Source organism: Chitinophaga sp. HK235, from assembly GCF_018255755.1.
GTDB lineage: Bacteria > Bacteroidota > Bacteroidia > Chitinophagales > Chitinophagaceae > Chitinophaga.
Genome location: NZ_CP073766.1, coordinates 3,415,137 through 3,428,793, shown reverse-complemented (window position 1 = coordinate 3,428,793; position 13,657 = coordinate 3,415,137). Strand labels below are relative to the sequence as shown.

At 46.7% G+C, this 13,657-nt stretch carries 16 protein-coding genes; 9 read left to right on the top strand and 7 right to left on the bottom strand.

Features of this window, described 5'->3' with window-relative positions; all coding sequences use genetic code 11:
• Positions 1-26 precede the first annotated feature (26 nt).
• From KD145_RS11995 to KD145_RS11985, 3 genes are read right to left on the bottom strand one after another with little or no spacing between them, the layout of a single operon-like run.
• The gene (locus KD145_RS11995) at positions 27-323 is read right to left on the bottom strand and encodes a helix-turn-helix domain-containing protein (RefSeq protein WP_212006118.1); all 297 of its coding nucleotides are present in this window, start codon (positions 321-323) and stop codon (positions 27-29) included.
• Positions 324-327: 4 nt separating this feature from the next.
• Entirely contained in the window at positions 328-543 is a 216-nt protein-coding gene (locus tag KD145_RS11990) for a hypothetical protein (protein ID WP_212006117.1), read from the bottom strand.
• 41 nt (positions 544-584) lie between these two features.
• Positions 585-1,097, bottom strand: a complete 513-nt coding sequence (locus tag KD145_RS11985) for a hypothetical protein (RefSeq protein ID WP_212006116.1) — start codon at positions 1,095-1,097, stop codon at positions 585-587.
• A 255-nt stretch (positions 1,098-1,352) separates the two neighbouring features.
• Here KD145_RS11985 and KD145_RS11980 point away from each other — a divergent pair, with 255 nt between their 5' ends.
• From KD145_RS11980 to KD145_RS11970, 3 genes are read left to right on the top strand one after another with little or no spacing between them, the layout of a single operon-like run.
• Positions 1,353-2,063, top strand: coding sequence for a PIG-L deacetylase family protein (locus KD145_RS11980; protein ID WP_212006115.1), 711 nt, complete (start codon positions 1,353-1,355; stop codon positions 2,061-2,063).
• Positions 2,060-3,202, top strand: a complete 1,143-nt coding sequence (locus KD145_RS11975; protein WP_212006114.1) for a glycosyltransferase family 4 protein — start codon at positions 2,060-2,062, stop codon at positions 3,200-3,202. The genes KD145_RS11980 and KD145_RS11975 overlap by 4 nt, the downstream gene beginning before the upstream one ends.
• Complete coding sequence (locus KD145_RS11970) at positions 3,199-4,389, top strand: glycoside hydrolase 100 family protein (protein WP_212006113.1); 1,191 nt, start codon at positions 3,199-3,201, stop codon at positions 4,387-4,389. The genes KD145_RS11975 and KD145_RS11970 overlap by 4 nt, the downstream gene beginning before the upstream one ends.
• Before the next feature lie 5 nt (positions 4,390-4,394).
• Here the strand turns inward: KD145_RS11970 and KD145_RS11965 are convergent, their stop codons facing one another.
• The 3 genes from KD145_RS11965 to KD145_RS11955 are packed head-to-tail and all read right to left on the bottom strand — an operon-like array spanning position 4,395 to position 6,519.
• Positions 4,395-5,663, bottom strand: coding sequence for a serine aminopeptidase domain-containing protein (locus tag KD145_RS11965; RefSeq protein ID WP_212006112.1), 1,269 nt, complete (start codon positions 5,661-5,663; stop codon positions 4,395-4,397).
• Between the two features lie 11 nt (positions 5,664-5,674).
• Positions 5,675-6,223, bottom strand: a complete 549-nt coding sequence (locus KD145_RS11960; protein WP_212006111.1) for a YIP1 family protein — start codon at positions 6,221-6,223, stop codon at positions 5,675-5,677.
• Entirely contained in the window at positions 6,220-6,519 is a 300-nt protein-coding gene (locus KD145_RS11955) for a DUF2089 family protein (protein WP_212006110.1), read from the bottom strand. The genes KD145_RS11960 and KD145_RS11955 overlap by 4 nt, the downstream gene beginning before the upstream one ends.
• A gap of 131 nt (positions 6,520-6,650) precedes the next feature.
• Between KD145_RS11955 and KD145_RS32485 the strand changes: the two genes are divergently transcribed.
• The 5 genes from KD145_RS32485 (at position 6,651) to KD145_RS11935 (ending at position 12,061) form a co-directional block, all read left to right on the top strand.
• A complete protein-coding gene (locus KD145_RS32485; protein WP_256441299.1) occupies positions 6,651-6,779 on the top strand; it encodes a hypothetical protein in 129 nt (42 codons plus the stop codon).
• A gap of 96 nt (positions 6,780-6,875) precedes the next feature.
• Positions 6,876-10,097: a S41 family peptidase gene (locus KD145_RS11950; protein ID WP_212006109.1), complete on the top strand. Its 3,222-nt coding sequence runs from the start codon at positions 6,876-6,878 to the stop codon at positions 10,095-10,097.
• Positions 10,098-10,314: 217 nt separating this feature from the next.
• Positions 10,315-10,884, top strand: a complete 570-nt coding sequence (locus tag KD145_RS11945; RefSeq protein ID WP_212006108.1) for a Crp/Fnr family transcriptional regulator — start codon at positions 10,315-10,317, stop codon at positions 10,882-10,884.
• Positions 10,885-10,943: 59 nt separating this feature from the next.
• Entirely contained in the window at positions 10,944-11,636 is a 693-nt protein-coding gene (locus tag KD145_RS11940) for a class I SAM-dependent methyltransferase (protein WP_212006107.1), read from the top strand.
• Between the two features lie 2 nt (positions 11,637-11,638).
• Positions 11,639-12,061, top strand: coding sequence for a hypothetical protein (locus tag KD145_RS11935; RefSeq protein ID WP_212006106.1), 423 nt, complete (start codon positions 11,639-11,641; stop codon positions 12,059-12,061).
• A gap of 38 nt (positions 12,062-12,099) precedes the next feature.
• On the opposite strand, the gene KD145_RS11930 is transcribed toward KD145_RS11935, so the two are convergent.
• A complete protein-coding gene (locus KD145_RS11930) occupies positions 12,100-12,612 on the bottom strand; it encodes a hypothetical protein (protein ID WP_212006105.1) in 513 nt (170 codons plus the stop codon).
• A gap of 216 nt (positions 12,613-12,828) precedes the next feature.
• Here KD145_RS11930 and KD145_RS11925 point away from each other — a divergent pair, with 216 nt between their 5' ends.
• The gene (locus tag KD145_RS11925) at positions 12,829-13,632 is read left to right on the top strand and encodes a class I SAM-dependent methyltransferase (RefSeq protein WP_212006104.1); all 804 of its coding nucleotides are present in this window, start codon (positions 12,829-12,831) and stop codon (positions 13,630-13,632) included.
• Positions 13,633-13,657 lie beyond the last annotated feature (25 nt).

Below are 13,657 nucleotides of genomic sequence, written 5' to 3'. Positions count from 1 at the left end.
GAGGAGCAGCGCGGGCTGCTCCTTTTTTATTTATGGAAAATGAGTGTCCATACATTTTCTTCAAAATCCGGGAATAGCTCTTTAAACAGTTTTCTTTTGCCGGGAGGAACGTCTTTCTCTACTTCGATGGCCGCCATCGCAATGATTGCTGCTCTGGTTTTAAATTTTTCAGCGATCCTGTCGAGGGTGGCACCTGTGGGTTTTGTTTTGCCGCTTTCAATGAGTGAAAGACTTGTCTGGCTGATGCCAATGTCATCAGCGAATTCCTGCTGACTCTGATTGCTGTGTTTGCGTAATGTTCTGATTGCTTTCCCGAAGTTCATGGTGTTATTCTTTGGAGAGGCCTAACCTTTCCAGAATGTCCCACATGAAACTTAGCCATAGCTCAAGCTCTTCTTCGGTTGGGGCTTCCTGAATGCCTTTGCCCAACACTACAAATGCCATATACATTTGTTTTTCAAAGGGGGTTTTAGTCTTCTTGGCAGCTAATATCGCCGTAGGATGTTCTAGAATTTTTAAAAATGATGCCTTTAAACTGAGCATAGTAAAGAGATTGAATTATTAAGAAATATTTTTTGTGTTGTCTAGTTAAAAAAATATTTCTGGTAACTCTCCTTACCATCATCAGGATATATCTTCAATATACGAAATATAGCGCATAATTGTAATGTTATTTTGTTTTTTGTGGGAAGTTTTATACGGAGATTGACAGCATAAACATATTGTGCAGCCTTTACAGTTTTCATCCGGAGGATATCGGGGGTGTTTTTTTTCAGCGTTTTACGATGTCGGGAAACGATACCTGCACGATAAAAGGTTTTCTTTTTGGTGGTCACAAAAAGATATGGTTGATGTGCAGGTGTTTTTTCGGTGTGCTGTGTTGATACAGGATGGGAGTCGTGTTTTTCAGTTTCCTCCTGCCGTTCATAGATGAGTAAAACCAGTCCATTATAGGAAACAGATGCGCTGCAATCTTCCATAGCACAGGTACGCTCCTGTACTTCCTGGAAATGTATGTTTGTTCTGACGGGTGAGTGTTGGGTTATTGCCCGGGTTAGGGCTTCCCAACCTTTTTTGGTTGAGTCTGTGCACCTCATAATACATTATCACTATTAAGGTAAATTGTTACCTGGGTTCTGATATTAATAGTGTAATAAAATTAGGATGAATCTCTGGAATGGATGAGATAAGGATATTAACCATCGGTTAATGAAATGTTATGTCGGTTATTTTTATACTGATAGTATTCAGCTGATTTTTGTTTTATCAATGGGAGCCTCTTCCGTATTGGGTTATAGCCAAGGTTGATATATTCTTTTTATGGTTTGGAATCTTAATTATTTGTAAATGATGTGGAGTCTCTTTCAGGTACGTTTCTTGATGCCCACCTCAACGGTGCTGAAGCACCGGAAGATACCATGCAATACCACCATAAAAAAAATGTGGCCATTATTGTGGCACATCCGGATGATGAAACCCTTTGGGCTGGCGGAACGATCATGAGCCATCCTGAATGGCGTTGTTTTGTGGCGTGTATCTGCAGAGCCGGAGACACAGACAGGGCTCCCCGTTTTGCTGCTGCACTCAAAGCATTGGGAGCAGCAGGCAGTATGGCAGATATGGATGATGGTCCTGAACAAACCCCGTTACCAATTCCGGCTGTGGAGGAACAGGTACTGCAACTGTTGCCACATACCCAGTTTGACCTGATCATTACCCATAATATAGCGGGAGAGTATACACGGCATCGCCGGCATGAAGAAGTGAGTGAGGCTGTTTTCCGGCTATGGAAAGCAGATCTTCTTTCAAGTCCTGAATTATGGTTGTTTGCCTATGATGACGGCGGTCATACCCATTTCCCGGTAGCAGATCCCACTGCTGGTATTTACCTGTCTCTTCCGGCACCTGTATTTCAACATAAAAAAGAACTGATCACTGGTATATATGGATTTAGTCAAGATAGTTGGGAAGCACAGATTACACCACCCGCGGAAGCATTCTGGACGTTCAGCACGGTGGCGGGAGCCGAGCAATGGCTGAACAGTAACCGTATCACACCATGAGAGTATTAGTATTATATGACTATCCGGCAGGCCCCGGCGGCCTTGCCACACAGGGAGACCTGCTCTTCAAAGGGCTGCAGGAACTGGGTGTAGATGTACACGCTGTACATTATGAATCCAATCAGGAAAAGGAATGGTATTACCGCTGGTTTAAACCGGATGTGGTAACCGGTGTAGGGTATTGGGGATATGTTCCACACCTGGTATTACATGCGCAGCAATTTGGGGTTACGGCAGTGCCCTGGCTGGTGGCCGACGGCTATATCGCCAATTATCAGGAGGTGCTGAACACACTGCCACTGATCCTCGTCACCTCCAACTGGGTCAAAGATATGTATGTGCGCGATGGTATCAGCGGCCGTAATATAGAAGTATTGCCGGTGGGTTGTGATACAGACAGGTTCCGTCCTTTTGCGGCTGATGATCCCAAAGTGGCCGCTGTGCGCAATGCGCTGGGCATACACCCGGATGAACTGATGATACTGACGGTAGGCGGCGATGCCGCTTCCAAAGGGGCCCGGGAAGTGATGCATGCACTGGCACAGCTCAACGGAAGAATGCCCCAATGGAAATATGTTTGCAAGGTATGGCCGCAGGAACGGACCGACTTTCAGAACCAGGCTGATTTTCAGCTGGCACACCAGCTGGGCATAGCCGATCATGTGATCTATACCAAGTATAAGATATCCCGCAATTTTATGCCTTACCTGCTCAGTGCCTGTGATATCTATGCGGCACCATCCCGTCTGGAAGGTTTTGGAATGACACAGGTAGAAGCCAATGCCTGTGGGAAACCGGTGGTGAGCCTGCGGGCCATGGGTATGCTGGACACGATGATACATGGAGAAACAGCCCTGCTGGCCAGTATCGCGGATGAAATTGTGCTGAAAGAAGTGGTGGTGGGTACTGAATCCGGCTTTGATGCCCGACGCACTGTAGTGTTTGATACACCCCGTACGGTAGACTATCGTGCCAGCTCCGAAGACATCGCCTCTCATCTGGGGGAACTGATGGTTAATAAAGACCTGCGCCTGCAGCTGGGTGCGGCAGGCCGCTCGAGAGTGATGCAGCATTTCGACTACCGTGTAGTGGCTAAACGTTTTTTGAAGATAGTAGAAGATAAACTGGGAGTTATATGAAAGCCTATACCATCCCCGGAGAAGTTGAACAGGCTATGCAGGCGGCGATAGCTGTCTTACAGCATAACCGCAGCGGTCCTTACAATGGATTGCCACGTACCGCCGGATGGGGATATCCGGAGCCATATACCCGTGACCTCGTGTTTACCTTTTTCGGGATCGCCGTCTCCGGCGATGAACAGCTGATCAGCAGTATGCGCAAAGTGCTGGAAACACTGGCCCGCAACCAGACCCTCCATGGTCATATTCCTTCACTGGTACATGATGGGGAGAACCTCGGCGCCAGTGACACTACGCCTTTGTTTTTAGTAGGTATCAGTATTTATCGCCAGCTGACAGGAGAGCAGGATTTTTTACAGGAGGCTGCGCTGAAATCACTGGACTGGCTGGCTCATCAAAGTCCTTCCGACCGGTTGCTGGTGGCTCAATTGCCTACTACCGACTGGCGTGATGAGCAGTGGGTGCTGGGTTACGGTTTGTACGTTAATACCCTGGTTTATGCCTGCCTGCGTATGTTTGATGAACATGAAAGAGCCGATGCCTTTCTGCAGGAAATGAGACATTTTACGATCACCAGCAATGTAATGAATCGTCATGTACATGAAGGTCTCACGGTAAAAAACAAACCCTATTATGCCTTCTGGTCTTTCAAAGTATACAGCAGCGAGCGGTTTGATCTGTTGGGCAACAGTCTGGCTATTCTCACCGGCATAGCCTCACCATCGAGGGCAGAAAGAATGATAGCCTGGATTGAAGAAGAGTGTCGTGTGATGCGTGAAAAAGGGGAGCTGGCGGCTGATTTACCACCTAACTTTTTTCCGTTTGTCAGACCTGATGATCCTGACTGGCGCTCCCGGGATGAACAGTTTAACAAACCCGGTGACTATCATAACGGAGGCTTATGGCCATTCATTTGCGGTGTTTATGTTGCCGCACTGGTGGCTGCCGGAAAATACCAGCTGGCTGAAAAAAAGCTGCTGGCGCTGACAGCATTGGTGAAAGCTGTCAATGCACAGCAGCTGGATTATGGCTTCAATGAGTGGCTGCACGCACAGGATGCGCTACCCAAAGGACAGAACTGGCAGTCCTGGTCTGCAGCGTTGTACATCTATGCCGTGAAATGTGTGGCGGAGAGGAGAACACCCTTCTTTGAAGAGATGCGTAAAAAAAGTTCCCGGGAAAAATAGGAGGGTTATTGCTGTCTGTAAACAATCACTCCCTTCACAAATTCTTCTATATCCTTTACCAGCTCAAGGTTCAACGGTTGTGTAGGGTCTCTGTAAGTGGGGTCATTCAGGCTTTTACCGCCGGCAGGATTTTTCAGGACATGGTTCATCCCGTTTATCTCCTTCAGTAGGGCAGGCGCTCCGGCCTGTTGTAACATATGTGCGTCGTTGATGCTTACCTGTATGTCTTCGGTTCCCTGAATGATGAGCTTCGGTATTTTCAGTTTTTTAATTTCTTCAGAGGGGGTGTATTTCATCCAGGAGGCTATATAAGGTTGAATGCCCGGATAGAACATCGTTTGCAGGGTAGGTTCTGTATTGTGTATGGTTTGTCCTTGCCGGAGGCTGTCGAATAATAATTTGGCCTTTTGCGCCAGTGGTGGTGATTGTGCATTCAACTGTCTTTCGATGATGAGATCAATGCGTTCTCCGGAACCGGCGATGGAGATATACCGGTCTGCTTTTTCCCGCTGAGCGGCCAGCATTCCGATCAGGGAGCCTTCGCTATGGCCAGCTACAACGACAGTGGAAAAACGCTGGTCTTCCTTCAGCATTTTCAGCATGCCGGATGCGTCATCCACCATTATATCAAATGTAACTTCCGATTGTTGCTGGCTGGTAACGCTGGCGCCTACACCGCGTTTGTCGTATCGCAGGCAGGCGATACCGTCGGCTTGCAGGGCTTCTGCCAGCATTTTGAAAGCGTTGGTATTGATGCCTAATTTACTGTTACAATTACGGTCGGTAGGGCCGGAGCCAGCTATGAGCAGTACTACAGGCACCTTGGCGTTGCTAACGGGCATCGTGAGTGTGCCCACAATGTCGGCTCCCACGGCATGTAAAACAAAATTGTCAGGGTCTTTCTCCACTATTGCTTTCTCCTGATAAGGTATAAAACGGAAACCTTCCAGCTGGTTATCTTTATTGAGTGCGAGGATCATGGTCAGGGCACCTTTGGTGAAGGCTGCTTTCCAGCTCTGATAAGTCGCATCACCTCCGGAAGGCGTGAGCTGCAACAGCTCTCCCAGCTGGCTATGCAGCTGACTGAGCATCGCACGCGTCTGATCTGGTGGCAGTGCGGCTTTCATAGCGGGACCAAACATGGCATAAAAACTATCAGCCTGTTGCTGGTTATAGTACCGCTGCACCTTTGCGGCGGCAATGGGATAGTTGACCTGTGCCATCATGTACAATGAAAATGACAGCAGCATGGTCAGTAAACAGATCTTTTTCATATCGGTATTTTTTAATGTAGAAGTGGAAACAAAAGGGGGAACAATATTTTGGACAGTATCTCTGCCACCAGCAGCGCCGAAATAAAGATAATAACAGCCTTATTCCCTTTCAGGTTGGTAGAGATACTGAAGGCATGATACAGGAGGACCAGCATCCATCCTGTGAACGGTATTACTATCAGTCCTATGGCCATAGCCTGCGGAGTGATGTCGGCTGGTGTTTTTACCACCGGCATGGCGAAGTTGATCAATGCGACGATCAGCAGCGGAGCCCTTGCCAGGGCGAATGTACCGGCCAGGTCTATGAGGCGGAAAGATGACTTTGAAAAGATCCTTGCTGCCACATAACAGATGATAACCGTATCAAGCCATGCTATCAATGGTTCCAGCAGATAATGATAATAAGGGGTGGTCCAGGTTGCATGTGAATCGATGGCGCCGTCAAAATGGGTGCCGGAAAAATATGCTGCCACAGCTGTGATCAGCATGATGATCCATCCTGCCAGCAGGGCTTTGCCACCGGCGATGTAGGTAAACGGTCGAAATAACCAGGTAGTCATCGGGATGTTTTTATGTTTTTTTCAATAGCTTCTATGTTGCTGATAATATCATCGAGCCTGTTGCGTACGGTGGGATAACTCAGTCCCAGCTGCTGCGCCATCACTTTCAGACTGCCACTGCTCTTTACGAAGTCGATCACAAACTGCAGGTCTTCTGCCGGCAATCTGGCCAGCAGTGGCAGCTCGAAGCTGCCGGAAACACTGGTGTCGCAGGCTTCACAGGCCAGAGACGTCACTTTCAGTGGTGATGCACAGCTGGGACATGCCAGCGGAAGAGATTTTTTTATTGCTTTCATTGTTCAACAAAGTTAAAGTAATTTTAAATAAAATTAACTCGATGTTTAATAAAATTAAGGAAACAAAAACATTTAATGAGAATAATTGAGTCCCTTCTGTTAATTATTATATGTATAACATCCTGCTGATTATGACCAGAAAAGTAGCGGCAACGGCTACACGCGGGATGCTCGCATTGCACGGCCGGCACCGACGGCCTGGCAGTGATGGAAATATTAAGGCAGGACCCCGTTTTCAGGAGGAGGTAGCCTACCTCTAGCCATCACCCGAATGTGCCATTTATCATTAATCGGGTTTAACAACGTCAGCTTTTTTATATTTTGGGATACTTACCACAACAAATCTACTTAGGCTTATGAAGAAATTTTTATTCAGCTGTGCAGCATGGCTGATAACCACTGCCTCCTATGCCCAGGAAAGTGCGCTATGGCTGCGTTATCCGGCTATTTCCCCGGATGGAAAGACCATCGCCTTTGGCTATAAAGGAGATATTTACCGTGTAGATGCCAATGGTGGTGTGGCCGTACCACTCACCATCCACGAAGCGCATGACATGATGCCCGTGTGGAGCCACGACGGTAAATACATCGCCTTTGCCAGCGACCGCTATGGTAACTTCGACGTGTTTGTCATGCCGGCAGAAGGCGGCACGCCCGTAAGACTTACCAGCAACAGCGCTGCCGACTTTCCCTATGACTTCACACCAGACGACAAACAGGTGCTGTTTGGCAGCGGACGTAATGCTCCTGCTTCCAGCATCCGCTTCAGCTCCCCCCGTTTGTTCAGCAACCTGTACACTGTACCGGTTACCGGCGGACGTTCTGTACTGCTGAGTGCTGCCGGTGCCGAATCTGCACACTACAACAGCAAAGGAGACCAGATCATCTTCCAGGACCGCAAAGGCTATGAAGATCCCTGGCGTAAACATCACGTTTCTGCCGTTACCCGTGATATCTGGGTGTATGACCTGGGTAAAAATACCTACCAGCAGGTGTCCGGCTATGAAGGTGAGGACCGTGAACCACTCTTCGGTAATGATAACTCCGTGTACTACCTGAGCGAAAAAGGTGGCATCACGCAAAACCTCTTTAAAGCTTCTCTGACTGACAAAGGAAAGATGGAGCAGCTGACCCGCTTCGATAAACATCCGGTGCGTCATCTTTCCCGCACTACCAATAACACTTTCTGCTTTAGTTATAACGGAGAAGTATATACGCTGAAAGAAGGTGATAAACCACAGAAAGTAAACATCCGCATTTTCAACGATGGCCGCGATGCTACTCAGAAACCGCTGCCGGTAAATGGCAACATCACTGAGTTTGCCATGAGCCCGGATGGAAAACAAATGGCTTTTGTGGCCAGAGGCGAAATATTTGTATCCAGCGTGGAAGGTAATATGACCAAACGCATCACCAACACCCCTCAGCAGGAACGTATGGTGGAATGGTCTCCCGATGGAAAAAAACTGATTTATGCCGCTGAACGCAACGGTAACTGGGACATCTATCAGTCTACCATCGTTCGTAAGGAAGAGCCTTATTTCTTTGCCGCCACTGTACTGAAGGAAGAACCGCTGATCGCTACGGCTGCTGAAGAGTTCCAGCCTGTGTTTTCTCCTGATGGCAAGGAAATCGCCTATGTGGAAGACCGCAATATCCTGAAAGTGTTTAACATCGCTTCCGGTAAAAGCAGAACGCTGTTGCCCAAAGGCCACAACACTTCCTACTCCGACGGCGACTGGCGCTTCTCCTGGAGCCCCGACAGCAAATGGATCGTAACAGGTGACCAGAAAGGTTACTTCTTCACCGATAACGCAGCCATTATCCCTGCTGACGGAAAAGGTGATATCTTCAATCCTGTCAACAGCGGCTTCGGTGAAGACAATGTCAAATGGAGCTCCGATGGTAAAATGCTCACCTGGGAAAATTCTCGCGAAGGCCGTAAATCACTGGCTAACCAGGGCAGCCGTGAAACAGATATCTATGCTGTGTTCTTCGACCAGGAAGCATTTGACAAATTTAAACTGTCCAAAGATGAGTTTAATCTCCTGAAAGAACAGGAAGACAATAATAAAAAAGGCGCGAAGGATTCTACCAAAAAAGATACTGCCGCTAAAAAGGAGTTCCGTCCTGATTTCAGCAATCTGGATAACAGGCAACAGCGCCTGACCATCAACAGTGCTTCCATCGCTGATTATGTGCTCAGCAAAGATGCCAGCAAACTGTATTACATGGCCGCCTTCGAAAAAGGTTACGACCTGTGGGTAACAGAACCCCGCACCGGCGAAACCAAAATACTCGCCAAACTGAGTGGCAGCCCTGGTAATATTGAGCTGAGCAAAGATGGCAACAGTCTGTTTGTAAGCAACAAGGGCAGTGTTGTAAAAGTAGATGCCAGTTCAGGCAAAATCACACCTATCAGCATCAGCTCTGAAATGCTGCTCAACGCGGCTGCTGAACGCGCTTATATCCTCGACCACGCATGGAAACAGGTGAAAGAAAAATTCTATGATCCTACCATCCGCAACATGGATTGGAAAATGTATCGTGATACCTATGCACGTTTCCTCCCGCATATCAGCAATAACTACGACTTCCAGGAACTGCTGAGCGAAATGCTGGGTGAACTGAATGGTTCACATACCGGTGGCCGTTATTCACCCCAGCGCCCCGAAGGCGATAATACCGCTTCTCTGGGACTGCTGTTTGATGAACGTTTCACCAAAGATGGTCTGAAAGTAGACGAAGTGATCGCAGGCGGACCTTTTGACAAGGCCGGCAGCAAAATGAAACAAGGTGCCGTTATCAATAAAATTGATGGAGAACCGGTTACTGTTAAAGCAGACTGGGCTGGCCTGCTCAACCGCAAAGCTGGCCGTAATGTGCTGATCAGCTTTACAGATGCAGAAGGCAAAAGCTGGGAAGAAACCCTGAAACCCATCTCCAGAGGAGAAGAAGGTGACCTGATGTACAAACGCTGGGTAAGCAACATGCGCAAAATGGTGGATAAACTCAGTGGCGGCAAAGTTGGATATGTGCATGTACAGGGAATGAATGATGGCAGCTTCCGCACAGTATATGATGAAATACTGGGTAAAAACAGGGAGAAACAGGCACTCATCGTAGATACCCGCTTCAATGGTGGTGGATGGCTGCACGACGATCTGTATAATCTCCTCAGCGGCAGCAAATACCTGCAGTTTGCTCCACAGGGCAATCTGCTGAAAAGTGGCGAGCCTATGAACAAATGGACAGCCCCCAGCTGTGTGCTGATCAGTGAGGGCAACTACAGCGATGCCTTTATCTTCCCATATGTGTACAAACAGGGTAAACTGGGCAAACTGATTGGTATGCCTGTTCCTGGTACCGGTACTGCAGTATGGTGGGAAACACAGATCGATCCGACCCTCGTATTTGGTATCCCAATGGTTGCTACCATTGGTAAAGAAGGCCGTCCTACTGAAAATCTTCAGGTAGAGCCGGACGTCCGTGTACCGTTACGTTATGAAGATTTCCTGGCAGGCAAGGACGATCAGCTGGAAGCAGCCGTGAAGGAAATGCTGAAAGAGATCAAATAAAGATTTAGAAAAATAGTTTTATAGCACGCAAAGGGACAGCGGGAAGAACGCTGTTCCTTTGCGTTTTTTATACGTGTATATTTGCAGACCGAATTTTTTGCTGAGGATGAACAGCTGGAAGCTGCTGTAAAAGAGATGTTGAAAACTATTAAAAAAAACAAAACCCTGGAAACAGGCTGCAATTGTCAGTTGTTTCCAGGGAAATTACCCGTGTGTTATGGAGCTTATGCATCAATTCCTGCGGAAGCAGGTAGATATCTCAGATGAAGACTGGCGCGTTTTTTCTTCGCGCTTCGAGCAGAAAATTTATCCCGCAAAAACATTTTATCTGAAAGCCGGCGAAACGGAAAACTATCTGGCGTTTGTTGACCGTGGATTGCTGCGCTTTTATGTAGAAGACATAGAAGGTAATGAAACTACTATTGGCTTTTCAATCGAGGGCTGGTTTATGTGTGTCTTCAGTTCCTTTTATACCCGCGAGCCTTCGTTGTATTATGGTGAAACACTTGCTGAAACTGTTATCTGGCGTATGCATTATGATGATCTGCAGGAAATGTACGACCGTTTAAACATCGTGGAAAGGATAGGTCGGCTGGCTACTGAGCAGATGCTGCTGTGGAAATCTGAAAGAGAACTTTCCTTCCTCACTAAATCTGCTGAAGAACGTTATCTCGACCTGTTTAATAAAGTCCCTCACTTACTGCAGCAGGTCCCCCTTAAATATCTGGCTTCTTATATTGGTGTTACTCCCCAGGCGCTTAGCCGGATCCGGAAGCGCATTTCTTAACCCAGGTTCATTTACCGGAAGGAATTTGTCCGCTAATTTTGCAGAGAACAGTACGCAAAATGGGCTATTTACACAAATTCAAAACCATCGATCATGGCATATATTCATCGCTGGAGAATATCCGGGGCGCAGCATATGATAACAAGGCGAAGTACTACGAACGTCTTGTCGGTACGGAATCATTCAACAAGCTTATCTGGTATTGCAGCCGGAATGACTTATGGCAGTTTGCAGCCGATGCGATTCTCCATTCACAGGGGACTGTACTGGACATCGGTTGTGGCGGACTGGCACAAACGTCCACCTTATATGCGGCTACCGCCAACGAATGCACGCTTTTTGACCGGTCCGTGGAGATGCTGAAAATAGCCAGATCCAGACTGGTGAAACAAAGCGGTTATCTGCCTTCCAATATCAGCTTATTACAGGGAGATGCCTTTCATCTGCCTTTTGAGAACAATGCTTTTGATGTTGTTTGCAGCTTCGGCACCATTCATCTTTTCGACAACAAGCAGGACTTTGTGAATGAAACGCTGAGGGTATTAAGACCAGGCGGAAGATTCTTCTTTTATACTATGACCGGCGAGAAGCTGATCAGCCGGTACTTCATGTCTGCGCTTCGTGTGATCAATGAATTTGGAGAGGTGTACTCCAGACAGCAAACCCTGTCGCTGTTTGACAGCGCAGTATTGCAGACGAGCAGTTATATGAAAGGCAGCGTATTGTTTATTTACGGACAGAAAATATTATGATTATGATAGCCAGATATCTCTGGGAAGCCGGTTCGGTTATTATCGGACTGATGGGACTTTCTCACCTCCGCGCAACGCTTTGGACCAATAAGCTGTTCCCCCGCAATGCAGCACTGATAGAAGAAATGAAAAAATCTTCCGTGGTGCTGACAGAAGAACTGACCATGTGGAAAGCCTGGATGGGATTCAATGCCACCCATAGCAGTGGTGCTATGTTTATCGGGATAACAAATTTTTATCTGGCCCTGACCAGTTTCACATTTTTACAGTCCAGTCAGTTTTTGCTGATATGTACACTGCTGGCTATGGGTTTTTATGTATGGGTGGCGGCAAAGTATTGGATGAAAATAGTGCTGGGTATGCTGTCGGTGGCAACGGCCTGTTTTATCGTTGCCTATATTTTAATGATGATGAACAAAGGATGAACAATGAGCGCAACAGATCGTACTGTTGCGCTTATCACTTATTGTTTCTTTATGTAGGTCTTGTGGCCGTTTTTGTTGATATAATATTGTCCGCCTTTAGGGCCCTGATAGATGGTCCTGCCTTTATCATCCGTGCCTACTGCCTTATCACCACCTTGTACGGTGGGTTGAGCAGGAGTGGCAACTGGTGGTTTAACCTTAGAGACAGCCGGAGCAGGTGTTGGAGTAGGAGCTGGTGACACCGGTGTTACAGCAGTTGGTGCTGTTGCCGGTTTGGTCTTGGTCTTTGGTGGGGCTGTAGCAGGAGCGGCAGCCGGAGGCGCCGTGGTAGCGGCTGGTACAGCAGTTTTAGCTTTTGATTTTTTCTCAGTGGCTGCAGGTTTTTTCTCCTTCATGGAAGTAGTATCGGCTGCTGATTTCTTTTTCTTTTTTTCTGCTTTGGTGGCTTTTTCAGTAGGCTGTTGTGCCGGATGTCCGGGCGCTTGTGCAAATCCTAATGTACTTCCGAATGAAAAAGCGCATACCAATAACAGCAGGATGATCCTTTTCATGATAAAGTTGTTTTGGTGTCCTTATAATTTAAGCATTTTCTGTGAAAATACCTAAAACAGGCCGTCTGCCACCCTGGTAGCGGTTAATCTGATCATTTTATATGGAATGAATTGTCGCAGATGATTTTTTATTTATGTATTTTTATGTCGAAACCATAAACTTATCAAGATAAATTTGTTTTCGGTTGTCATTGTCGTACATGCAAACCATATAAAATGAAAGCAGGTAAAATAACCCGTCCATTAAATAGATTATTTAATGCGATGTCCTATTACAATTTCAGATATCGCCAGATATTTAAATGGACTTTTAATTCAAAGGAAGATGTAAACTTTACTTATGACCTGACTGAGGGAAATATTTTGTACCTGGCTCAAACGTTGGCTGTTGTTACTGGGGCAGAGAGTGACAGGATTATCGGATATATTCATGAACTCCGTAATAATGCTCCATTAAGGGAGCACATTATTAATGAAACGATGAAATCATCCTCCAGGAAAGTAGCTGACCCACGTGCGGATTATGGCAAGAGGTTGGGATGGTATGCAATGACGAGGATTATAAAGCCTAAAGTACTGATTGAAACTGGTGTAGACAAAGGTCTGGGAGCGGTTGTATTGTGTGCGGCATTGCTGGAAAATAGGAAAGAAGGGTTTGAAGGTCGTTATTATGGAACAGACATTAATACCACTGCCGGATTTCTGTTGAAGGGTGCATATGCGGAAATTGGTAAAATTTTATACGGCGATTCCATTGAAACGCTTTCCGGATTTAATGAAAAGATAGACTTATTTATTAATGACAGTGACCATTCTGCGGAGTACGAATACCGGGAATATCTGACAATTAAAGATAAGATGGCTGAAAAGGGCGTTATATTGGGTGATAATGCCCATGCAAATAACAAGCTGGCACTCTTTTCCAACCAGAACAACAGGAACTTCCTCTTTTTCAAGGAAGAACCGCGTGATCACTGGTATCCGGGAGGAGGTATCGGTATATCATTTACAAAAAAATAGGATATTGTTTAACAATGCAAAAGGC